This window comes from Streptomyces griseorubiginosus, from assembly GCF_017614965.1.
Lineage (GTDB): Bacteria > Actinomycetota > Actinomycetes > Streptomycetales > Streptomycetaceae > Streptomyces > Streptomyces griseorubiginosus_B.
This window is the reverse complement of sequence record NZ_WVUG01000133.1, coordinates 1-22,917: the sequence shown is the minus strand read 5'-3', so window position 1 is coordinate 22,917 and position 22,917 is coordinate 1. Positions and strand designations below refer to the sequence as shown.

Here is a 22,917-nt window from a genome sequence, read left to right as displayed (position 1 = left end):
GGCTGGTGGAGGCCGACGGGCTGGGGTTGCCGAGGCCGGTTCCCGGCTTGGTGGGCGACTCGGTGGGCTTCGGCGTGGGGTCGGCGGACGTGGCCGCCGCCGACGGGTCGGCGGAGGCTCCGGGCGCGGTGGCGCGCGCACCGGGCGACGGGGTGGTGCCGTCGCTCGCGGCCGGTGTGGTGCCCGGGGTGACACCGGCGGTGCCGGCGGGCCGGGCCGGGTCCGAGGGCGCGGGCGAGATGTCGAGCCGGCCGGCCGGCTTGTCGTCCTGCTGGCCGGGCACGGGCAGCCAGGGCGCGTCGGAGCTGCCGGAGAGCAGGGTGACGACGATGACGACGGCGTAGACCGCGCAGGCGATGCCGATGGCGATGCCCAGGCGGCGGAAGGTCCGGCCGCGGCGGCCCGACTCGTCCACGAACACCGGTCCGTCGGAGGGGTCGGCGGGAGCGGCCGGCCCGGGCTCGGTCTTCCGCGGGCCCAGGTCCTGCCGCGGACCGGCCCCGTCCAGCTGGACGGTCACCTCGTGCGGGTCATGGGTGCGCTCCGGGTCGGCCGACGGCTCCGGGTCGGCCGACGCCGCCCAGGGGTCGCGGGAAGCCGCGGGGCCTCTTCGGAAGGCGTCGAAGCCGTCGGGCGAGTCCGGCGAGTTTCCGCCATGACCGGCGCCGAGCACTTCGTTTCGTCCGGTGGCCGGAAACGACTGGGTTCTGTTCGCTTCGGCGACCGTTCCGGTCGCCGAGAGGGCATCGCCCCCTGATGGCGGTTCGGGCCATTCCGGTTGGGCGTCTTCTCGCCACTTCTTCACGCGCACGCACATCCCCCACGAGACCGTTCCGGGCGCGCACACGACACCGAGCACTCGCCGCAGAACCCGGCCCCCACCGGGATCTTGCGCCCCCCTTACCACTAGGTGCTCGGGCCACGAATGTAGCGCAGAAGGATGATCCGTGTGCGCCGTGTGTCATTTGTGGGCGTGCGCCGGGTCCAGATCCATGGCCGGAATCCATCCGTCGACCGGCCGCCGCAGCCATCCCTCGGCGGCCGACAACTCCAGCGCGGCCCGCCGAAGCGCGTCGAATCCCGGGTGCACCAGGCCCTTCCGCCACACAAGTGACACCGGCGACAAAGGCACCGGGTCGATCAAGGGCCGCACCACGGTCCTCGGCATGGCCGGAAAGTCCACCACGGCGAGGATCGGGTTGCGCATCTTGGCCATGATCCGCTCGAACTCCTCGTCGCCGACGGCCAGCGGCGCCGGCGGGGCGACGGCTATGCCCCGTCCGTCGAACAGCCGGCGCGCGAGGTCCGTCCACTCGGGGGTACGGGGGTTTCCGGCGCCCGCGTACACGGTCTCGCCCGCCAGCGCGGCCAGCGGCACCGCCTCCAGCGACGCCAGCCGGTGGTCCTCGGGCAGGACGACCGCCATCGGCTCGTACCGCACGAGCAGGCGCTCGAGACCGCCCCGCAGGGCCGGGTCCAGGCCCGCGAACCGGCCGAAGGACGCGTCCAGCCGCCCGGCGAGCAACTCCTGCGCCGCGCCCGTCAGACCGCTCTCGTAACGGGCCATCAGCTCGTGCTCGGGGGCGAGTTCACGCGCCCGGTGCAGCACGCGGCGGCCGGTGACCAGGCCGGGCGAGTTGAGGTCGACCAGCAGCGGACGGGTCTGTCCGAAGACCCCGAGCAGGTCGTCCTGCGCCTCCAGCACTCGGCGCGCGTACGGCAGCAGCCGCTCGCCGTCGGGCGTGAGCGTCACCTGCCGGGTGCTGCGCACGAACAACTCGGTCCCGAGCTCCCGCTCCAGCCGCCGCACATCCCGGCTGAGCGCCTGCTGGGCGAGGTAGAGCCGGGCGGCGGCCCGGGTGAAGTGCAGCTCCTCGGCGACGGCGACGAAGGCGCACAGGAGACGGGGGTCGAGGTGGCGGGGTGCGGACATCCGGCGAATTTACAACGGGAGTGCGTGGATCAAGGAACAGCAGGTGTTGGACCCGGTGACCGCTGCGGGGCGACGGTGCTGCACATGCCCGAACCGACCAGGAAAGCACCGCTGTTCACCGTCACCGCCGACACCCTCGTCGCCGTCGACTTCGGCCCCCGTGGGCGGGAGCGCCCGCCCGGCCCCTACCGCCGTCTCTTCGCCCTCCCCGGCGCCCGCGCCTTCACCTTCGGGAACCTGCTGGCCCGCCTCCCGATGGGCATGTTCAGCCTGAGCGCGGTGATGATGATCGCCGGGGCGCGCGGCTCGTACGCCCTCGCCGGCGCCGTCACCGCGACCGGGCTCGCGGCGACCGGGCTGCTCGCGCCCTGGATCGCCCGGCTCGTCGACCGGCACGGGCAGGCCCGGATCGCCGTACCGGCCACGGCGGTCGCCGTCCTCGGCTCGCTCGCGCTGCTGCTGTGCGTGCGCTACGACGCCCCCGCCTGGACCCTCTTCGCCTCCTACGCCGCCACCGCGACGACCCCGAACACCGGCGGCATGTCCCGGGCCCGCTGGGCCCACCTGCTGGGGGACGACGAGCGGGCCCTGCACACCGCGAACTCCTTCGAGCAGGCCGCGGACGAGCTGTGCTTCATGCTGGGCCCGGTGCTGGCGGCCTTCCTGTGCGGGACGTTCTTCCCGGAGGCGGGCACGCTCGTCGGGGCGGTGCTGCTGCTGACCGGCGTCCTGCTGTTCGCCGCGCAGCGTTCGACCGAGCCGCCCGTGCGTCGCCGCACCCCGGCCGGGTCACCCTTGCGGGCCCCCGGGATGCCCCCGCTGCTGGCCGTCTGTCTCGCGACGGGCACGGTGTTCGGCTCGACGGAGGTCGTCACGATCGCGTTCGCGGACGCACAGGGGCACCGGTCGGCGGCGGGCGTGGCCCTCGGGCTGCAGGCTGCCGGATCGTGCGCGGCGGGGCTGCTGTTCGGGGCGCTCGGGCCGGCCGGGCCCGTAGGCCGGCGTCTGACGTGGTGCGTCGCCGCGATGACGGCCCTGTTGGCCCTGCCGCTGCTCGCCGCCTCCCTCACCGGCTCGCTCCCGCTCCTCGCGCTCGCCCTCCTGATCGCCGGCATGGCGACCGCCCCGACGATGGTCACCACCATGACGCTGGTCCAGCGGCGCACCCCGCAGGGCCGGCTCAACGAGGGCATGACCCTCGCGGTGACCGGACTGCTCGGCGGGATCGCCTGCGGCTCGGCCACCGGCGGCTGGCTGGTGGACCATCTGTCGGCGACGGCCGCCTACGGGGCACCGGTGACGGCCGCCGCACTGGCCCTCGTGATCTCCCTCGGCGCACGAACTCCGAACAGCGATTCACGTCAGATCCGTTGACGCGCTCACAACCCGCACCTACCGTCCTCCGTCGAAGCGCTTCGACGCCTGGCATCGAATCGATTCGACGACTACCCATCCGACTCCTGCGGAGGCACGGGATGTTGACGGCACGAAGGCGTGTGACGGCGGTCGCGGCCGCGCTCCTCAGCGGGGCGCTGCTGCTGACCGCCTGCGGCGGCTCGGACAGCGGATCCTCCGACGCCAAGACGCTCAAGCTCTGGCACTACGAGGGTCCCGACAGCGCGATGGGCGTGGCCTGGAACGAGGCGATCAAGGAGTTCGAGGCCAAACACCCGGGCGTGAAGGTGAAGTTCGAGGAGAAGGGCTTCGAACAGATCCAGAAGACCGCGCCCATGATCCTCAACTCCTCGGACGCGCCCGACCTCATGGAGTACAACAAGGGCAACGCGACCGCGGGCCAGCTGTCGAAGCAGGGCCTGCTGACGGATCTGTCGGCGGAGGTCACCAAACGCGGCTGGGACAAGCTGCTCAGCCCGGGCGTGGCCACGACCAGCAAGTACGACGCCAACGGCGTCATGGGCTCCGGCAAGTGGTACGGCGTGCCCAACTACGCCGAGTACACGATGGTCTACTACAACAAGGACCTGTTCAAGAAGTACTCGATCGCCGAGCCGAAGACGTTCGACGAGCTCACGGCCGCCATGGACGCCTTCGTGAAGAAGGGCGTCACCCCGCTCGCCAATTCCGGTGCCGAGTACATGGCCCAGCAGTACCTCTACCAGCTCGCCCTGTCCAAGGCCGACCGCTCGTGGGTCGACAAGTACGAGCTGTACAAGGGCAAGACGGACTTCCACGACGCGGCCTGGACCTACGGCGCGACCACCTTCGCCGACTGGGTGAAGAAGGGCTACATCAGCAAGAAGTCGACCAGTACCAAGGCCGAGGACGCGGGCGTCTCCTGGATCCAGGGCAAGGCGCCGATCCTGTTCTCCGGCAGCTGGTGGTACGGCCGCTTCCAGTCGGAGGCCAAGTTCGACTGGGACACCTCCCTGTGGCCGGACTCGAACCTGACCCTGGGCTCGGGCGGGAACCTGTGGGTGGTCCCGAAGAACGCCAAGAACAAGGACCTGGCCTACGACTTCATCGACATCACCATGTCGAAGAAGATCCAGAACCTGCTCGGCAACAAGGGCGGCATCCCGGTCGCGGCCGACACCGGCGCCATCACCGACCCCAAGTCCCAGCAGCTCATCGCCAACTTCAACACGGTGAGCAAGCGTGACGGCCTCGCCTTCTACCCGGACTGGCCGGTCAACGGCTTCTACGACACCATCGTCTCCGAGACCCAGAAGCTGATCACCGGGAACGAGAAGCCGGACGCCTACCTCTCCAACCTCCAGCAGGCGTACGACAAGGGCGTGCCGCAGCAATGACGGTCACCGTCGAACGGGGTGCGCGGGCCGTCGGCACCGATCCGCACGCCGGCCCGCGCCGCCCCCGTACCCGCGACTCGTACGCCCTGTTCCTGCTGCCCGGCGCCCTCGCCTTCACGGCGATCATCATCGTCCCCTTCCTGATGAACACGGGCGTGAGCTTCACCGAGTGGCAGGGCGTCGGCAGCCCCCAGTGGACCGGCCTCGCCAACTACCGTGAGCTGCTGGACGATTCCGAGTTCTGGGCGTCCTTCCGGCACAGCCTGTTCATGGTCGTCGCCATGGCCGCCGTACCGACCGTGCTCGGACTGGTCCTGGCGGCCGCCCTGTTCGACTACATCGGCAAGCACTTCGGGTCGAGGTGGGCCGCGGTGCTGCGGGCCTGCTTCTACCTCCCGCAGGTCCTGCCGATCGCGGTCGCCGGCATCGTGTGGAGCTGGATCCTCGCGCCGGACAACGGCTCCCTCAACGAGCTGTTGAAAGCGGTCGGGCTGGGCTCCTGGCAGCAGGACTGGCTGGGCGACCCGGACATCGCTCTCTACAGCGTGATGGGCGTGATGGTCTGGGTGCAGATCGGCTTCCCGCTGGTGGTCTTCATGGCCGGACTCCAGCGCGTGGACCCGCAGTTGTACGAGGCGGCCGAGCTGGACGGGGCCGGCTGGTGGCGGCGGTTCTGGCACATCACGCTGCCGCAGATCCGGCCCGAGATCTATGTCGTCCTGACCTGGTGCACCATCGCCGCGCTCAAGGTGTTCGGCGCGGTGTACGTGCTGACCAAGGGCGGACCGGGCGGGGCCACGGACGTGCCGTCCTACTTCTCCTTCACCACGTTCTTCGAGAAGACGCAGGTCGGCTACGGTGCCGCGATCTCCACGATCCTCACCGTGATCATCCTGGCCCTCTCCCTGGTCCTGCTCGCACTCCAGACCCGCAGCGAGGAGGGGGAGAGCGCATGACCACCGCCCTGCGTCGCTACCCGGTGCTGATCGCCCTGTGCATCGCGGCCCTCTTCATGGTCGTCCCGTTCCTGATCGTCGCCGTCAACGCGGTCAAGTCACCCGCCGAGTACTCCGAGCACGGCCCGCTGAGCCTCCCCCAGGGGCTCTACCTGGACGGCCTCAAGGACTTCTGGCAGCGCGTCGACTACGGCCAGAAGCTGTTCAACTCGGTCCTGATCAGCGGCTCGGTGGCCGTCCTCGCCGCGATCCTGTCCGTGCTCAACGCGTACGCGATCGGCATCGGCCGGATCAAGGGCCGCACCTGGGTGCTCGCCTTCTTCGTGCTCGCCAACATGCTGCCGCAGGAGGCGCTGGTCTACCCGCTCTACTACCTGAGCAAGCAGGTGGGCCTGTACGACACCAGGCTGAGCGTGATCATCGTCTTCACGGTGATCCAGGCGGCCTTCGGCACGTACCTCCTCTCCTCCGTCCTGGGCCAATTCCCGCGCGAGATCATCGAGGCGGCCCGGATCGACGGCGCCAACAAGTGGCAGGTGCTGTGGCGGATCGTCGTCCCGGTCAGCCGGCCGACCATCGGCGTGCTGCTGGTCTTCTTCTTCATCTGGACCTGGAACGAGTTCCTGCTCCCCCTGGTCATGCTGATCTCCAACGACAACCAGACGGTGTCGGTGGCACTCGGCGTCCTCCAGGGCCAGCGCCTGATGGACGCCACGATGACCAACGCGGCCGCCCTGCTCGGCGTCCTCCCGGCGATCGTGTTCTTCCTCGTCTTCCAGCGGACCCTCACCCGCGGCATCGCCGTGGGTGCCGTCAAGTAAGGACCCCCCACGTGAAGTTCACCGATGGTTACTGGCTGCTGCGCGAGGGCGTCACCGCGGCTCATCCCGTCGAGGTCCTCGACGTCACCGCCACGGACGTCTCGCTGGAGATCCACGCGCCGACGCAGCCCATCCGCCACCGCGGCGACCTGTTGAAGGGACCGGTCGTGACGATCAGCGCGCACACGCCGATGCCGGACGTCATCGGCGTCACCTTCACCCACTTCGAGGGCGAGCAGCCGCGCGGGCCCGAGTTCGAGCTGCAGGGCGCGGAGTTCAGCCCGCAGGTCTCCTACGACGAGGAGCACGCGACGCTGACCTCCGGCGCGCTGTCGGTCCGGGTGGCCCGCACCGGCACCTGGCACGTCGACTTCCTCGCCCAGGGCCGCACGCTGACCTCCAGCGGGCCCAAGGGCATCGGCATCATGCGGGACGCGACGGGCGCGCACTTTCTGCGCGAGCAGCTCAACCTGGGTGTGGGGACCAGCGTGTACGGCCTCGGTGAGCGGTTCGGCCCGCTGGTGAAGAACGGCCAGGTCGTCGACATCTGGAACGCGGACGGCGGCACGGCGACCGAACAGGCCTACAAGAACGTCCCGTTCTATCTGACGGACGCTGGCTACGGCGTCTTCGTCGACCATCCGGGGAAGGTCAGCTTCGAGGTCGGCTCGGAGGCGGTGTCCCGGGTCCAGTTCAGCGCCGAGACGCAGGAGCTGACGTACTACGTCATCTACGGGCCGAGCCCGAAGGAGATCCTGCGCAAGTACACCGCCCTCACCGGGCGGCCGGCGCTCCCGCCCGCCTGGTCGTTCGGTCTGTGGCTGTCGACGTCCTTCACGACGTCGTACGACGAGGAGACGGTGACCTCGTTCATCGAGGGCATGCGGGAGCGTGAACTGCCGCTGTCCGTCTTTCACTTCGACTGCTTCTGGATGCGCGAGTTCAACTGGTGCGACTTCCAGTGGGATCCGCGGGTCTTCCCCGACCCGGAGGGCATGCTGACCCGGCTCAAGGACCGGGGCCTGCACATCTGCGTGTGGATCAACCCCTACATCGCCCAGCGCTCCCCGCTGTTCGCGGAGGGCAAGGCGCTCGGGCACCTGCTGCGGCGGCCGGACGGGAGCGTCTGGCAGTGGGACATGTGGCAGCCGGGCATGGCGCTGGTCGACTTCACCAGTGCCGCCGCCCGCGACTGGTACGCGGCGAAGCTGGAGGCGCTGCTCGCGCAGGGCGTCGACTGCTTCAAGACCGACTTCGGCGAGCGGGTGCCCCTCGACGTGGCCTGGTCCGACGGCTCGGACCCGGAGCGGATGCACAACTACTACACGTACCTGTACAACCGCACCGTCTTCGACGTGCTGCGCAAGCACCGCGGCGAGGGTGAGGCCGTGGTCTTCGGACGCTCGGCGACCGCCGGCAGCCAGAAGTTCCCGGTGCACTGGGGCGGTGACTGCGAGGCGACGTACGAGTCGATGGCGGAGTCGCTGCGCGGCGGGCTGTCGCTGGGGCTGTCCGGCTTCGGGTACTGGAGCCATGACATCGGCGGCTTCGAGGGCACGCCGACGCCCGAACTGTTCAAGCGCTGGCTGGCGTTCGGCCTGCTGTCCTCGCACAGCCGGCTGCACGGCAGCTCCTCCTACCGGGTCCCGTGGCTCTTCGACGAGGAGTCCGTGGACGTGCTGCGGGAGTTCACCCGGCTGAAGCTGAGCCTGATGCCGTACCTCTACCAGGCCGCGCGCACCGCGCACGCCGAGGGGGTGCCGGTGATGCGGGCGATGGTGCTGGAGTTCCCGGACGATCCCGGGTGCGCGCACCTGGAGCGGCAGTACATGCTCGGGCTGGACCTGCTGGTGGCGCCGGTGTTCAGCGACGAGGGGGACGTCAGCTACTACGTGCCCGAGGGCACATGGACCCACTTCCTGAGCGGAAGGACGGTGACCGGGCCGCGCTGGGTGCGGGAGCGGCACGGCTTCCTGAGCGTGCCGCTGCTGGTGAGGCCAGGGGCGGTGATCCCGGTGGGGGCGGTGGCCGACCGGCCCGACTACGACCACGCCGACGGGGTCACCCTGCGGGCGTTCGGCCTCGAGCGGGGCGCACGGGTGACGGTGGCGGTCGGCGAGGTCACCTTCACCGTCGTCCGCGAAGGGGACACCCTGCGGGCCTCGTGCAGTGATCCGGTGGCGCGGTGGAGCCTGGCCGCCGGGGAGCGGACGGCCGCGGCCGAGGCGGGGACCGGGTTCCTCTCCCTGGAGCTGGGCTGATGGTGAAGATCACCGATGTGGCGCGGCACGCCGGGGTCTCCCCCAGCACCGTCTCCTACGCGCTCAGCGGCAAGCGGCCCATCTCCGAGGAGACCCGGCAGCGGGTCGAGGCGGCCATCCGTGAGCTGGGCTACCGCCCGCACGCGGGTGCCCGCGCCCTGGCCAGCAGTCGCTCCAACGTCCTGGCGCTCGTGGTGCCCTTACGGGCCGGCATCCACGTCCCGGTCGTCATGCAGTTCGCGGTGTCCGTGGTGACCACCGCCCGCCGGTACGACCACGACGTGCTGCTGCTGACCCAGGAGGAGGGCGAGGACGGGCTGCGCAGGGTCGCGGACACGGCGCTCGTGGACGCGCTGATCGTGATGGACGTCCAACTGCACGATCCCCGGCTGCCGTTGCTGCGCTCACTGGAGCGGCCGTCGGTGATGATCGGGTTCCCGGCCGAGGCGGACGGGCTGACCTGCATCGACCTCGACTTCAAGGCGGCCGGCGAGGCGTGCGTGGAGCATCTGGCACGGCTGGGCCATCGGGTGGTGGCGCTGGTGGGGTCACCGCCGGAGGTGTACGTCCGGCAGACCGCGTTCGCCCAGCGGGTCGTCCAGGGCTTCACCGCGGCCGCCGACCGCGGCGGGCTGTCCTCCTCCGTCCACCCCTGTGAGGCCACGCCCGCCGGTGCCCGGCTGGTCGCCGAGCAACTGCTGCGGGAACAGCCCGCGTTGACGGGGGTCGTCGTCCACAACGAGCCGGTCCTGGAGCCGCTGATCGACGCCTTCGAGCAGCTCGGGCTCCGGGTCCCCGGCGACCTCTCGGTCACCGCGATCTGCCCCGACGAACTCGCCGAGTCGGTCCGCGTCCCCGTCACCTCCGTCCCCCTGCCCTCCGCCGAGGTGGGCGAGCGGGCGGTGCAGCTGCTGATGAAGAAGCTGGGCGGGAGTGCCGTACCCGAGGCGACGCTGCTGCCGCCCCGGATGACGGAGCGGGCGAGCACGGCACCGCGCGACGCCTGATCCCGGTCCGGTCAACGCCCCTGTGCAAGGCCCTACTCGAAGGAGCCGTGACATGAAAGGCAAGAGAAGCAGACCCAGAACGACCGTCCTGGTCGCCCTCGCCCTCGTCGCGGGCCTGGGCGCCACCGTCCCCGCCCACGCCGACGACCCCGCCTACCCCTTCCGTGATCCGGACCTCCCGGTCTCGAAGCGCGTCGACGACCTGCTCTCCCGCCTCACCCTGGACGAGAAGATCTCCCTCCTCCACCAGTACGAGCCGGCCATCCCCCGCCTCGGCATCCAGTCCTTCCGCACCGGCACCGAGGCCCTGCACGGGGTGGCCTGGCTCGGCAGGGCGACCGTGTTCCCGCAGGCGGTCGGGCTGGCGTCCACCTGGGACCCGGCCCTGATCCGGCAGGTCGGCTCGGCGGTCGGCGACGAGGCACGCGGCTTCCAGCAGACCCGCCCGGCCGGCTGGGGGCTGAACCTCTGGGCGCCCGTGGTCAACCTGCTGCGCGACCCGCGCTGGGGCCGCAACGAGGAGGGCTACTCCGAGGACCCGTATCTGACCGGCGCGATCTCCACGGCGTACGGCACGGGCCTGACGGGAGGCGACCCGGACCATCTCAAGACGGCCCCGACGATCAAGCACTTCCTCGCCAACAACAACGAGGCCCACCGCGACACCACCTCCTCCGAGCTGCGCCCGCGCGTGCTGAAGGAGTACGACGAGCAGGCCTTCGAACCGGCGATCGCGGCGGACGCGGCGACGGGCGTGATGTCCTCGTACAACCTCGTCAACGGCCGCCCGAACACGGTGAGTCCGCTTCTCGACGACACCGTCCGCACCTGGACCTCGCAGCGGCTGCTGAACGTGACCGACGCCTACGCGCCCGGCAACCTGGTCGGCAGCCAGCGGTACTACGGCACCCAGGCCGAGGCCGACGCGGCCGCGCTGAAGGCGGGCATCGACAGCTTCACCGACAACGACACCGACTCCGGGCCGACGACGAGCGCGGTCAAGTCGGCGCTGTCGTCGGGCCTGTTGAAGGAGCCGGACATCGACAAGGCGGCGGGAGACGTGCTGAGCATCCGCGTCCGCCTCGGCGAGTTCGACCCCGGCGGCGGGAAGTACGGCTCCATCGACGCGTCCGTCATCGACAGCCCGGCCCACCGCGCCCTGGCCCGCAAGGCGGCCACCGAGTCGGCGGTCCTGCTGAAGAACGACGGCCTGCTGCCGCTGAAGAAGACAGGCAGTACCGCCGTCGTCGGCCCCCTCGCCGACACCCTCTACACCGACTGGTACTCCGGCACCCTCCCCTACGCCGTCACCCCGAAGGACGGCATCGAGTCAAAGCTCGGCACCTCGGTCGCCGGCAGCGAGGGCGTGGACCGCATCGCCCTTAAGGACACCTCGACCGGCAAGTACGTGACGGCGGGGACGGGCGAGGCGGGCGCGCCCCTGAAGGAGGCGGCGGACTCCGGTACGGGAGCCCAGTTCGACGTCTTCGACTGGGGCTCCGGCATCGTGACCCTGCGCTCCGCGGCGAACGGCAAGTACGTCGGCTACAACTGGTCGAACTTCGTCAACGACCAGAAACAGCCGAACGGCTGGTACGTACAGCAGCAGTTCAAGCTGGAGCACCAGGGCGACGGCACGTACCTGCTCCGCTACGCCGGCTACGAGACCGGCGAGTCCTGGTGGTCGAACCCGGTCTACCTGGGCCCGACCGGCACGGACGGCACCCTCGGCCTGGTCACCAAGGACCAGGCGGCCCACTACACCAAGGACGTGGTCCGCAGCGGTGTGGACGAGGCCGTCGCCGCGGTCAGGGGCAAGGACCAGGCCGTCGTGGTGGTCGGCTCCGACCCCTCCATCAACGGCCGGGAGGCCCACGACCGCACGGACCTGGCCCTGGCTCCGACCCAGGAAGCCCTGGTCAAGGCGGTGCGGGCGGCCAACCCGCACACGGTCGTGATCGTCGAGAACAGCTACCCGACCACGCTGGGGTCCTTGCAGCAGGAGGTCCCCGCGCTGCTGTGGACCACCCACGCGGGCCAGGAGACGGGCAACGCGCTCGCCGACCTCCTCTACGGCGACGCGAACCCGTCGGGGCGTCTGACCCAGACCTGGTACCGGTCGGACGCGGACCTGCCGCCGATCCTCGACTACGACATCATCAAGTCGGACCGCACGTACCAGTACTTCACGGGGCAGGCGCTGTATCCCTTCGGCTACGGGCTGTCGTACACCTCCTTCCGCTACGGCGGGTTGCAGCGGGTCGGCGACGGCTACGCGGTCACGGTTACCAACGCCGGGAGCCGGGCGGGCGCGGAGGTCGTCCAGCTCTACACCCACCAGCGCACCTCCCGCGACAAGCAGCCGCTCAAGCAGCTCAGGTCCTTCCAGCGGGTGTCGCTGAAGCCCGGTGAGACGCGGACGGTCCGGCTGAAGGTACGGCCGTCGGACCTGGCGCACTGGGACGTGACCCGCTCCAAGTGGGTGGTGGAGAGCGGCACTTACGACGTCCTTGTGGGCTCGTCGTCCGCCGACATCCGCGCCCGTACGTCCTGGCAGGTGAAGGGCGAGACCATCCCGCCCCGCGACCTGTCGAAGACGACCCGCGCGGAGAACTTCGACGACTACTCCGCCGGCATCTCTCTCGTCGACGAGTCCAAGGCGAGCGGTACGGCGGTGGCGGCGGCCGCCGACGGCGCGTGGCTGAAGTTCGCGGACACCCGACTGGGGGCGGGAGCGAGCGAGTTCACCGCCCGCGTCGCCGGAGCGTCCGGCACGGTGGAGGTACGGCTCGGCTCACCGACCGGCACCCTCCTCGGCACCGCGCACTTCGCGGGCACGTCGTCGCCGTACGACTACACGGCGGTGACCGCGAAGCTGTCGGGCGCGGCGAAGGGCCGTACGGACGTCTACCTGGTGCTGTCGAAGGGCGTACGGCTGTCGACCTTCGACCTGCGCTGACGCATGACGAAGGCCCCGGCGCCGTGAGGCGCCGGGGCCTTCGTCCACATGGGACAAGTGGAGATGGCGGGAATCGAACCCGCGTCCAACGGTGCGGAATCAGGGCTTCTCCGTGTGCAGTTCGCTGTGATTTTCTCGGCCCCGGCGATCACGCGAACAAGTCGCCGACGGGCCCAGTCACTGTTTGATTTCCCTCTTCACCCCGTGACCGGGATCAAGGTTTAGTCCCCTAGCTGATGCCAGGATCCGGGTCGGGAACACCCCCGGGCTGACACTCCCATCAAGGAGCTATTCGATCACTACCTGATCAGGCAGCGAGAGCGAAGAGCTCGGGAGAATCGCTCTTGGAATTGGCGATTATTTGTTTCGGCCTGTGGTTTACGAGATCATGGCCGCTTCCTCGACACGCTTCCCCTGCTTCGACAGCCGCTGTCGAAACCGATCATCCCCATGTGTTGTTTTCAATGCTCACACCGGGTTCATCCGGTGTTGGTGCCATCGTACGTGACCAACGCGGCCCGATGCCACCGTATTCCCGCCGGTGCGGACGGGGTCAGGCGCCCCGCTGCCTGCGCTTGGCCGCCGCGATCGCGCGGTCCGACTCCCGGCGGTCCTGCTTCTCGCGCAGGGTCTGGCGCTTGTCGTACTCCTTCTTGCCTCGCGCGAGCGCGATCTCGGCCTTCGCCCGGCCGTCCTTGAAGTACAGGGCGAGGGGCACGATCGTGTGACCCGTCTCGTCCGCCTTGACCGCCAGCTTGTCGATCTCCTCGCGGTGCAGCAGCAGCTTGCGCTTGCGGCGCGCGGAGTGGTTGGTCCAGGTGCCCTGGGCGTACTCGGGGATGTGGGCGTTGTGCAGCCACGCCTCGCCCCCGTCGACCTGGACGAAGCCGTCCACCAGCGAGGCGCGACCCTGGCGCAAGGACTTGACCTCGGTGCCGGTCAGGACGAGCCCGGCCTCGTAGGTGTCGATGATGGCGTAGTCGTGCCGGGCCTTCTTGTTCTGCGCGACGATCTTGCGCTTGCCGCCCTTCTCGCCGTCCTTGGCCTTGGCGGCCGCCCCGCCCTGCTTGGGCTGGGACTCCTTGGGTACGTACATTCCCTTGCTCATAGTGCCGTCCATTTTCGCACTACGCGGGGGTGGGAGGGCCAGTCCTTATCCGGAGGCCGTCACGGGTCCCCGCCGGCCCCGGGCGGGTGCCCTCAGTCGTCGCCCAGTCCGCTCAGCACCGTCTCGGCCCGCTGGACGGCGGTGGGGCCGTCGGCCTGGTCGACCTCGAGGTCCGGGGTGATGCCCCGGCCGTCGACACTGCGGCCGGAGGGGGTGCGGTAGTGCCCGACGGTCAGTTCGGCGACGGACCCGCCGGGCAGCCGGCTCGGCATCTGGACCGAGCCCTTGCCGAAGGTGCGCGAGCCGACGACGACCGCGCGCCCGCGGTCCTGCAGGGCTCCCGTGAGCATCTCGGCCGCGCTCATCGTGCCGCCGTCGACGAGCGCGACCAGGGGTCTGGTGGTGTCGCCGCCGGGATCGGCGTGCAGGGCCTGCTGCTCGCCGTCGACGTCGTAGGTCGCCACGAGCCCGCCGTCGAGGAAGGCGGAGGCGGTGGTGACGGCTTCGGTGACCAGACCGCCGGAGTTGCCCCGCAGGTCCAGGATGACGCCGGCGCCGGCCGGGGCCCGGCGGACCGCGCCGCGGACGTCCTCGCCGACGCCCTTGGTGAACGCGGAGATCTTGATGACGGTGATCCCGCCGGCGAGTTCTCGAACGGTGACCGAGTCCGTGGACAGCCGGGCCCGGCGCAGGGTCTCGGTCCACGCGTGCGTGCCGCGCTGCAGACCGAGCCGCACCTGGGTGCCGGCCGCCGCGTCCGTGGCGTCGCCGCGCAGCAGCGAGACGACCTCCGTCACCGGCTGCCCGGCGACCTGCCGTCCGTCGACGCTGCGCAGCCGGTCGCCGCCGCGGATACCGGCCGCCGCCGCGGGCGACCCGGGGGCCACCCTGGTCACCTCGATCCGGCCGTCCCGCTCACGCCGGGCCCACAGGCCGACGCCGGTGTACTGGCCGTCGAGGGCCTCCTCGAACTCCTCGTACTCGCCCTGGGAGTAGACGGCGCCCCAGCGGTCCCCGCTGCGGCTGACGGCCCGCTCGGCGGCCTCCATGGGGGACTTGCCGTCCGCGAGTGCCTCCTGGGCGGCCTTGGCCACGTCCTCGTGACGGCCGGCGGCCAGGGCCGTGCGGGCCGCGTCGGACGCCGACTTCCGGTCGGCCCGGTCGAGTTCGGGGAACGAGCCAGTCGCCGCTCCGGCCACCAGCACGCTCGCGAAGACCAATGTCAGGGCGGCCCCGCGGCGGATGCGGCGGGGCTGGCAGAACAGGTCGCGGCCTGACATGCCGGTGAGTCTAGGACAACGCAAGAGGGCCGCAGGGGCTGTTGCCCCCACGGCCCTCTTGGCATGTGTCACACCTTCAGGTACTTGCGCAGCGCGAAGAACGCGGCCAGCGCGGGCATCAGCAGGCTTGTCGCCAGGATGAGCGGCAGCTTGGTCAGGACGGCGTCCCAGCCGATGAAGTTGATCAGGTTCAGCTTGTGGGACAGGTCCAGGCCGTGGTCGATGATGAAGTACCGCGCGATCACCAGGAACCCGCAGGCGACCGTCCCGCCGATCAGCCCGGCGACAGCGGCCTCCGCGATGAACGGCGCCTGGATGTAGAAGCCCGAGGCGCCGACCAGCCGCATGATGCCGGTCTCACGCCGGCGGCTGAACGCAGAGACGCGCACGGTGTTGACGATCAGCATCAGCGCGACCACCAGCATCAGCGCCATCACCGCCCGCGCGGCCCAGTTCATGCCGTTGAGCAGCCCGAAGAGGTTGTCCAGGATGCCCTTTTGGTCCTGCACCGACTGCACCCCGTCACGCCCGTTGAAGGCGGAGGCGATGACCTGGTACTTCTGCGGGTCCTTCAGCTTGATGCGGTACGACTCCTGCATCTGGTCCGGCGTGAGCGAGCTGGCCAGCGGGGAGTCGCCGAACTGCTGCTTGTAGTGCTTGTACGCCTCGTCCTGGGACTCGTAGGTGACCTTCTGGACGACGTCCATCTTCTGCAGGTCGGCGAGGATCGACTTCTTCTGGTCGTCCGTGACCGCGCCCTTGGCGCAGTTCGGGTCGGACTCGGCGTCGCTCTTGTTGCAGAGGAAGATCGAGACGTTGACCTTGTCGTACCAGTAGCCCTTCATCGTGGTGACCTGGTCGCTCATCAGGAGCGACCCGCCGAACAGGGCGAGCGACAGGGCGACGGAGACGATGACGGCGAACGTCATCGTCAGGTTGCGGCGGAGACCCACACCGATCTCCGACAGTACGAACTGGGCGCGCATGGCGTCTTCTTCGGGCCTTTCCGGGGACGGTCGCGGTCAGTGCTGGTAGCCGTAGACGCCGCGTGCCTGGTCGCGGACGAGGCGGCCCTTCTCCAGCTCGATGACGCGCTTGCGCATCTGGTCCACGATGTTCTGGTCGTGCGTGGCCATCACGACGGTCGTGCCGGTCCGGTTGATCCGGTCCAGCAGTTTCATGATGCCGACGGAGGTCTGCGGGTCGAGGTTGCCGGTGGGCTCGTCCGCGATGAGCAGCTTGGGGCGGTTGACGAAGGCGCGCGCGATGGCCACGCGCTGCTGCTCACCACCGGAGAGCTCGCCGGGCATCCGGTCCTCCTTGCCGCCGAGCCCGACGAGGTCGAGCACCTGGGGCACGGACTTGCGGATCTCGCCCTTCGACTTGCCGATGACCTCCTGCGCGAAGGCGACGTTCTCCGCCACCGTCTTGTTCGGCAGGAGCCGGAAGTCCTGGAACACCGTGCCCAGCTGGCGGCGCATCTGCGGCACCTTCCAGTTGGAGAGGCGCGCGAGGTCCTTGCCCAGGACGTGCACCTGACCGTGGCTGCACCGCTCCTCGCGGAGGATCAGCCGCAGGAAGGTGGACTTTCCGGAGCCGGAGGACCCCACGAGGAACACGAACTCGCCCTTCTCCACTTCCAGGGACACATCCCTGAGTGCGGGGCGGGTCTGCTTGGGGTAGACCTTGGAGACGTTGTCGAATCGGATCACGGATGCACCACGGGTAGCCGGGGGTAGATGAGCGTGACCATACGCGACCCGGGTGGGCGATCGCAGGCGCAGGACGGGTTACGCCGGGCTTGTGCGCTTTGTGCCGGCCCGGTCCTGCCCCTGAGGGCGACCCCCGCGCACCGGTCGGGTGAACCTGGCACAGTAGAGAAGGGAACGTTCCGGGACCGACGGACGTTCTCCTCATGGAACCGTTGGGCTAGGAGGGCGAGCGCATGACGTACGACCGGCTGGTGTGCGCGAACTGCGCGGCGCCCGTGAGCGAGGGCCGGTGCCCCGTGTGCCGCGCGAACCGCGAGCGGCTGCAGCAGGAGAACTTCTTGGCGGGGCTGAACCCCGTGGCGCTGATCGCGCTGGTCGCGGCGCTGATCGCCGCCGTGGCGCTGCTGGCGCACCAGACCGCCTAGGGCGGTCCCCGAGACCGAGCAGGGCCCGGAGCGTGAGTGACGCTCCGGGCCCTTCGTCGCGCACCGCGCACACGGTCCGTGCGCGTACGGCTACCGTCAGGCAGCCGCTCCGCCGCGGCCGCCCATCAGGCGGGGCAGCACCCGGAAGCCGATGCCGCCGGCGATCATCGTGGCCGCGCCGACCACCAGGAACGCGGTCTGGCCGGCACCGGTCTCGGCGAGCTGCGCGCCCTGCGCCGAGGTGTTGGACGAGGTGGCCGAACCGGTGTCGGTGAGGGCGGAGGAGCCCTCCTCCTGGGCGGAGGTGCCGGAGCCGCCGTCGGGGTCGGTGTTGCTGTTGCCGCCGCCGTTGCTGCCGCTGCCGCCGCCGTGGGTGGGCGTGGAGGTCACGGGGTCACTGGGGTCCGTCGGGTCACCGGTGGGCTCGGCCGGGTCGGACGGGGGCTCGGAGGTCGGCGGGGCCGGCGGCGTGGTGACCGGGTCCGTCGGCAGCTCGGTGGGCGGAGTGGTGGTCGGCGGCTCGGAGGTCGGCGGGGCCGGCGGGTCGTCGTCCGTGCCGGTGTTGACGTTCACGGCGACACCGCTGCTGTCCACGCTCGCGGTGAGGTCCAGCGCGGAAGCGGCACCCGCGGCGGTCAGCGACGCTCCGGCCGCGATCACGACACCGGCGGCTATCCGCGCGGCGCGGATCCGCGTCTTCTTGGTCATAAGGTTGCTACCCCCAGTAGCTCATCGTCGTCGAGGCGGCGCTCGGGGGCCGTGATCAACGGGGGTGGCAGGCTTGCGCGTTCCCCCGGTTCACATGCGCCCCAGAGATACGCATGCCACGCTTCACCCTTCCCACTTTTCACAGCAACGTCAAGGCCGTTGCGCGCGCAATGTCCAGTTGCAGGTCTTTTACTGGGAGTTGGAACCTGTGAGTGTGATGTAAAACCCAGACAAACGACAACTGCCGCCCGGTGGACGGCAGTTGTCGTATCGACAAAGCGATGCGGGGAGTTACTTCTCCTGCTGCTTGCGCCAGCGAATTCCGGCCTCGAGGAACCCGTCGATCTCGCCGTTGAAGACGGCCTCCGGGTTGCCGACCTCGTACTCCGTGCGCAGGTCCTTGACCATCTGGTACGGGTGCAGCACGTACGACCGCATCTGGTTGCCCCAGGAGTTGCCGCCGTCGCCCTTGAGGGCGTCCATCTTGGCCTGCTCCTCCTGCCGGCGCCGCTCCAGCAGCTTGGCCTGCAGGACGTTCATCGCGGTGGCCTTGTTCTGGATCTGCGACCGCTCGTTCTGGCAGGAGACGACGATGCCGGTCGGCAGGTGCGTGATGCGCACCGCCGAGTCGGTGGTGTTGACGCCCTGGCCGCCGGGGCCGGAGGAGCGGTACACGTCGATGCGCAGCTCGCTCTCGTCGATCTCGACGTGGTCGGACTGCTCGACGACCGGAAGGACCTCGACGCCCGCGAAGGAGGTCTGGCGGCGGCCCTGGTTGTCGAAGGGCGAGATGCGCACGAGCCGGTGGGTGCCCTGCTCGACGGAGAGGGTGCCGTAGGCGTACGGCACGTGCACCGCGAAGGTGGTCGACTTGATGCCGGCCTCTTCCGCGTACGAGGTCTCGATGAGCTCGGTCTTGTAGCCCTTCTGCTCCGCCCAGCGCAGGTACATCCGCTGCAGCTTCTCGGCGAAGTCGGCGGCGTCCACGCCACCCGCCTCGGCGCGGATGTTGACCAGCGCCTCCCGGGAGTCGTACTCGCCGCTGAGGAGCGTGCGGACCTCCATCTCGTCCAGCGCCTTCTTGACGGCGGTGAGCTCGGACTCGGCCTCGGCACGGGTGTCCGGGTCGTCCTCCTCCTCGGCCATCTCGAACAGCACGGCGAGATCGTCGATCCGTCCGCGCAGCGCGTCCGCCTTCCTGACCTCGGCCTGGAGGTGGGACAGCTTGCTGGTGATCTTCTGCGCCTCGTCCGGGTTGTCCCACAGGGACGGCGCGGCCGCCTGCTCCTCGAGCACGGCGATGTCTGCCCTCAGCTTGTCGAGGTCCAGAACGGCCTCGATCGACTCCATGGTCGAGGAGAGGGACTTGAGCTCTTCGGATACATCGACGACTGCCACGCCTCCAGCCTAACGGCTGTGGCAACCGACGTTCGCCGTGCCGAGGGCCCGAGCGATGACCTGCGCTTTCGCACGCTCAGGGCGAGGCGGGCGCCGAATGCCCCGTGCCCTGCGGCGACGCCCCCGCGTCGTCCCGAGCCAGGTCCCGACCCCGGCCGCCGCGGCCAGCACCGCCGCCACCGCTTCGCACGCTCAGGGCGAGGCGGGCGCCGAATGCCTCGTGTCCTGCGGCGACGCCCCCGCGTCGTCCCCCGATGTCGCGAGCCAGGTGCCCACCCCGGCCGCCGCGGCCAGCACCACCGCCGCCGCTCCCAGCACCAGCCGGCGGCGCCGTGTCACGGCCCGGTGCCGCGCCGACCCGGGCCGCGGCGCCCCCGCCGCCCGCGGCACCCGTGCCGTGCCCCGCGCACCGCCCGCCAGCTCGTCCGGCCCCGGCACCCGCATCGACGTGTGGGTGTCCCGGTTGGAGTCCGCCGGCTTCGCGCCCGGCACCAGCGGCACCGCGCCCCGCCGCCGCACCGGCTCCCCCGCCGACACGGTCTGTGCCTCCTCGGCCTCCTCGGCAGGCTCCACGTCCGGCTCGTCCACGTCCAGCGGCGGCATCCCCGCGAGCAGGGGCAGCAGCTCCCGCAGCCGTACGCCCAGCTCGGAGGCGCGCAGCCGGGAGGCGGGGGCCTTGGCCAGGCACTGGACGAGGAGCTGCCACAGCTCGTCGGGAATGCCGGGCAGCGGCGCCACCGTCTCCGTCACATGCCGCCGGAGCACGGCTCCCGGATGGCCGCCCCCGAACGGTGTGAAACCCGCCAGCAGCTCGTACAGCACGGTCGCGAGGGCGTAGATGTCCACCGCGGCGCGCGGCGGGAGCCCCTCCACGATCTCCGGCGCCAGGTAGTCCGGGGTCCCGATGATCTTCGTGGCCCGGGTGCGGCGCGGCGAGTCGATCAGCTTGGCCACGCCGAAGTCCGTCAGCAGCGCCGGGTGCGCGCCGCCGGGGCCGAGCGGGCCCTGCATGTCCAGGAGGATGTTCTCCGGCTTGACGTCCCGGTGCACGACCCCGGCCGCGTGGGCGGCGGCGAGCCCGTCGGCCACGTCCGCGACGATCGCCACCGCCGCCTCCGGCGCGAGCCGCCGGTCCCGGTCGAGGCGGGTGCGCAGGTCGGTGCCCCGCACGAGGTCCATGACCAGCGCCAGGTCGTTGCCGTCGACGACGAGGTCACGGACGGAGACGACGTTCGGATGCTCCAGGCCCAGCAGCGCCGTGCGCTCCTGCACGAAGCGGCCGACGAGTTCCTGGTCGGACGCGAGATCCTCGCGCAGCAGCTTGATGGCGACGGGCCCGTCCGGACCCTCGCCCAGCCACACCGTGCCGGCGCTGCCCCGCCCCAGGATCTGGTTCGCGGTGTACCGGCTGCCGATCTTCCGTCCCAAGACTGCTCCTACTGACGCGTGTTGTCGCCAAAGCTACGCGTCAAAGAGGCCGGCCTTCACCGTGGAGACGGAAATCACCCGCCAGATGTCGACAAATCACCAAGCCAGCGGTCGGGCGCTCAGTTGCCGCCGCCACCGCTTCCGGACGAACCGCCCAGATCGCCGATCCAGCCGCTGACGTTGTCGTACCAGTGCTTTAGCTCCGAGAAGTAGCCCCGGCCCGTGCCGATCCAGTCCTGCAGCGGGGTCAGCTCCCAGACCAGCCAGCCCGCGACGAACAGGATGACGACCATGAACAGACAGCCCTTGAGGCAGCCGAGCCCGGGGATCTTCATCCGGTTGGGGCTGGGCTGACGCGGCTGCCGGGGCTCGCGGACCGGCCGCTGCGGCTCGGGCGCGGGCGCGTACCGCTGCGGCTGCTGGTGCTGCGGCGGCGCATACTGCTGCGGCTGTTGCTGCTGCGGATAGCCGTACCCCTGCTGACCGCGCGGGGCGCGCTGCGGCGGGCGCTGCTGCTGGGGGCGCGGCGGCGGCTGCTGCGGGCGGGCGACCTGGCGCTGCGGACGGCGGCGCAGCGGGTCCTCGTTCGGGTCGAGGTACTGCACCTGCGTCTGCTCGTTGCGGTCGCGGGCGGCGCGCAGCTGGGTCTGCCAGGGGTGCGGCTGCTCGGGCTGCTGTCCGGGCTGCCCCGGGGGCATGGGCGGCATGACGGCGGTCGGGTCCGCGGCCCCGGTGTTCGGGAGTACGGCGGTGGGGTCCGCGGCGCCGACGGGGCCGGGACGTCCGGTGGTCGGCAGGACGTTGGTCGCGGCGTTCGGGTCGTAGGCGCCCGCGCCGTGCGGCAGGACCTGGGTGGGGTCGGCGGAGCCGGGGACGGCGGCGGGCTGCGGGTCGGGGGCGAGCAGGGCGCCCACGCCCTCGGCGGCGGCGATCTGCGCGGAGTTGGCGTGCACGCCGATGCCCTCGGCGACCACACGCAGGGCCCGGGCGAGGTTCTCGGCGCTGGGCCGGTCGTCCGGGTTCTTGCGCAGGCAGCGCTCGATGACCGTCCACAGCGGGTCCGGAACGGTGGAGGGGCGGCGCGGCTCGGCGCTGAGGTGCTGGTGCAGGACCTCGAGCGCCGACTGGCCGGAGAACGGGGGACGGCCGGTGACCAGCTCGTACAGCAGGATCCCGGCGCCGTAGATGTCGACCGCGGAGGTCTGCGGGCGGCCCTCGGCGGACTCCGGCGCGACGTACGCGGGCGTGCCGACGAACTCGTGGGTGCGGGTCAGGCCCGGGGAGTCGGCCAGGCGTGCGATGCCGAAGTCGGTGAGCATCGGGTGCATCTGGCCGCCGTTCTGCGCGAGCAGCACGTTGGCGGGCTTCAGGTCGCGGTGGACGACGCCGTCGGCGTGGCTGGCGGCGAGCGCGTCGGCGATCTGGGCGGTGAGCAGGGCGGCTCCGACAGGGCTGAAGGGGCCGCTCTCGCGCAGGTAGCGGTGCAGGTCGGGACCGTCGACGAGATCCATGACGAGGGCCAGCAGATCGCCCTCGACGACCAGGTCGCGCACCCGGACGATGTTGGGATGGGTCAGCCGCAGCAGGACGGACCGCTCGCGGAGGAACCGCATCACGATGTCCGGGTCGCTCGCCAGCTCCTCCTTGAGGACCTTGATCGCGACCGTCTCGCCGGGCTGGCCGGCCACGGCGGCCTCGGCCCCCGCGGTCTCCCGCTGGCGGGCTCGCCAGACGGTCCCGGTGGCGCCGCGTCCGAGCGGCTCCTCCAGGAGGTACTTGCTGCCTACCGGCCGCACGTCATGCGCTCCCTGTCGCTTGCCTGCTGTTCCGACCCACTGTAGTGCCGCCACGCCGGGCGGCATCCTGTCCGCTTTCCGTGCCTCTTCCGTTGTCTCTTCCGGTGCCACTTACGTACCGGTTCCCGTCCTTGTTCGAAGGAAAGACGCTCGACCCGGTCGGCCGGTTGCCGCGGTCCGGACGTGACCGATCTCAACTGATCACCCGCGCACCACTGGTCAGGCACTTTTGGGGGCAGAGGTGACCAATCAAGATCACTTGGGACCGGGGCATGGGCGTGTTGTCAGTGGCAGGTGCGAGGATGCCTTCCGTACTGGCCGACGTGCTCGTGTGGGGTGGGGCTCGTGTGGGGT

General features: G+C 70.6%; 18 protein-coding genes and 1 other RNA gene. 8 read left to right on the top strand and 11 right to left on the bottom strand.

The features are described 5' to 3' along the window. Positions 1–673 (bottom strand): hypothetical protein (locus GRC12_RS23975; protein ID WP_208781423.1); only part of this gene is annotated, 673 nt, incomplete at its 3' end. A 288-nt stretch (positions 674–961) separates the two neighbouring features. Next, positions 962–1,933 (bottom strand): LysR family transcriptional regulator, encoded by a 972-nt coding sequence (locus GRC12_RS23970; RefSeq protein WP_208781422.1) that lies wholly within the window; start codon positions 1,931–1,933, stop codon positions 962–964. Positions 1,934–2,017: 84 nt separating this feature from the next. On the opposite strand from GRC12_RS23970, the gene GRC12_RS23965 reads away from it, so the two are divergent. The 7 genes from GRC12_RS23965 (at position 2,018) to GRC12_RS23935 (ending at position 12,708) form a co-directional block, all read left to right on the top strand. After that, the gene (locus GRC12_RS23965; protein ID WP_208781421.1) at positions 2,018–3,307 is read left to right on the top strand and encodes an MFS transporter; all 1,290 of its coding nucleotides are present in this window, start codon (positions 2,018–2,020) and stop codon (positions 3,305–3,307) included. A 101-nt stretch (positions 3,308–3,408) separates the two neighbouring features. Beyond that, positions 3,409–4,704: an ABC transporter substrate-binding protein gene (locus tag GRC12_RS23960; RefSeq protein ID WP_208781420.1), complete on the top strand. Its 1,296-nt coding sequence runs from the start codon at positions 3,409–3,411 to the stop codon at positions 4,702–4,704. Continuing rightward, positions 4,701–5,660 (top strand): carbohydrate ABC transporter permease, encoded by a 960-nt coding sequence (locus GRC12_RS23955; protein ID WP_208781419.1) that lies wholly within the window; start codon positions 4,701–4,703, stop codon positions 5,658–5,660. The genes GRC12_RS23960 and GRC12_RS23955 overlap by 4 nt, the downstream gene beginning before the upstream one ends. After that, positions 5,657–6,481: a carbohydrate ABC transporter permease gene (locus tag GRC12_RS23950; RefSeq protein WP_208781418.1), complete on the top strand. Its 825-nt coding sequence runs from the start codon at positions 5,657–5,659 to the stop codon at positions 6,479–6,481. The genes GRC12_RS23955 and GRC12_RS23950 overlap by 4 nt, the downstream gene beginning before the upstream one ends. An 11-nt stretch (positions 6,482–6,492) precedes the next feature. After that, positions 6,493–8,742, top strand: coding sequence for an alpha-xylosidase (yicI, locus tag GRC12_RS23945; RefSeq protein ID WP_208781417.1), 2,250 nt, complete (start codon positions 6,493–6,495; stop codon positions 8,740–8,742). Then, positions 8,742–9,749, top strand: coding sequence for a LacI family DNA-binding transcriptional regulator (locus GRC12_RS23940; protein WP_208781416.1), 1,008 nt, complete (start codon positions 8,742–8,744; stop codon positions 9,747–9,749). Before yicI ends, GRC12_RS23940 begins: the two co-directional genes overlap by 1 nt. Positions 9,750–9,801: 52 nt before the next feature. Beyond that, positions 9,802–12,708: a glycoside hydrolase family 3 protein gene (locus GRC12_RS23935; protein ID WP_208781415.1), complete on the top strand. Its 2,907-nt coding sequence runs from the start codon at positions 9,802–9,804 to the stop codon at positions 12,706–12,708. Positions 12,709–12,763: 55 nt separating this feature from the next. On the opposite strand, the gene ssrA is transcribed toward GRC12_RS23935, so the two are convergent. From ssrA to ftsE, 5 genes are all read right to left on the bottom strand, one after another. Next, positions 12,764–13,158: a transfer-messenger RNA gene (gene ssrA, locus GRC12_RS23930) on the bottom strand. A 103-nt stretch (positions 13,159–13,261) separates the two neighbouring features. Continuing rightward, positions 13,262–13,804 carry an SsrA-binding protein SmpB gene (gene smpB, locus GRC12_RS23925; protein WP_208781424.1) on the bottom strand — a complete coding sequence of 181 codons (543 nt, stop codon included), beginning with the start codon at positions 13,802–13,804 and terminating at the stop codon, positions 13,262–13,264. A 104-nt stretch (positions 13,805–13,908) separates the two neighbouring features. Next, positions 13,909–15,096, bottom strand: a complete 1,188-nt coding sequence (locus tag GRC12_RS23920) for a S41 family peptidase (protein WP_208781414.1) — start codon at positions 15,094–15,096, stop codon at positions 13,909–13,911. Between the two features lie 68 nt (positions 15,097–15,164). Next, positions 15,165–16,082 (bottom strand): permease-like cell division protein FtsX, encoded by a 918-nt coding sequence (gene ftsX / locus GRC12_RS23915; protein WP_133046265.1) that lies wholly within the window; start codon positions 16,080–16,082, stop codon positions 15,165–15,167. A gap of 36 nt (positions 16,083–16,118) precedes the next feature. After that, positions 16,119–16,808, bottom strand: a complete 690-nt coding sequence (gene ftsE / locus GRC12_RS23910; RefSeq protein WP_030943440.1) for a cell division ATP-binding protein FtsE — start codon at positions 16,806–16,808, stop codon at positions 16,119–16,121. Between the two features lie 233 nt (positions 16,809–17,041). Here ftsE and GRC12_RS23905 point away from each other — a divergent pair, with 233 nt between their 5' ends. Further along, positions 17,042–17,233, top strand: coding sequence for a hypothetical protein (locus tag GRC12_RS23905; RefSeq protein WP_208781413.1), 192 nt, complete (start codon positions 17,042–17,044; stop codon positions 17,231–17,233). Positions 17,234–17,329: 96 nt separating this feature from the next. On the opposite strand, the gene GRC12_RS23900 is transcribed toward GRC12_RS23905, so the two are convergent. From GRC12_RS23900 to GRC12_RS23885, 4 genes are all read right to left on the bottom strand, one after another. Then, complete coding sequence (locus tag GRC12_RS23900) at positions 17,330–17,941, bottom strand: hypothetical protein (RefSeq protein ID WP_208781412.1); 612 nt, start codon at positions 17,939–17,941, stop codon at positions 17,330–17,332. Positions 17,942–18,232: 291 nt separating this feature from the next. Beyond that, a complete protein-coding gene (gene prfB / locus GRC12_RS23895) occupies positions 18,233–19,339 on the bottom strand; it encodes a peptide chain release factor 2 (protein ID WP_208781411.1) in 1,107 nt (368 codons plus the stop codon). Positions 19,340–19,531: 192 nt separating this feature from the next. After that, a complete protein-coding gene (locus GRC12_RS23890; protein WP_208781410.1) occupies positions 19,532–20,767 on the bottom strand; it encodes a serine/threonine-protein kinase in 1,236 nt (411 codons plus the stop codon). Between the two features lie 119 nt (positions 20,768–20,886). Beyond that, positions 20,887–22,563: a serine/threonine-protein kinase gene (locus GRC12_RS23885; RefSeq protein WP_208781409.1), complete on the bottom strand. Its 1,677-nt coding sequence runs from the start codon at positions 22,561–22,563 to the stop codon at positions 20,887–20,889. Between the last annotated feature and the right edge of the window lie 354 nt (positions 22,564–22,917).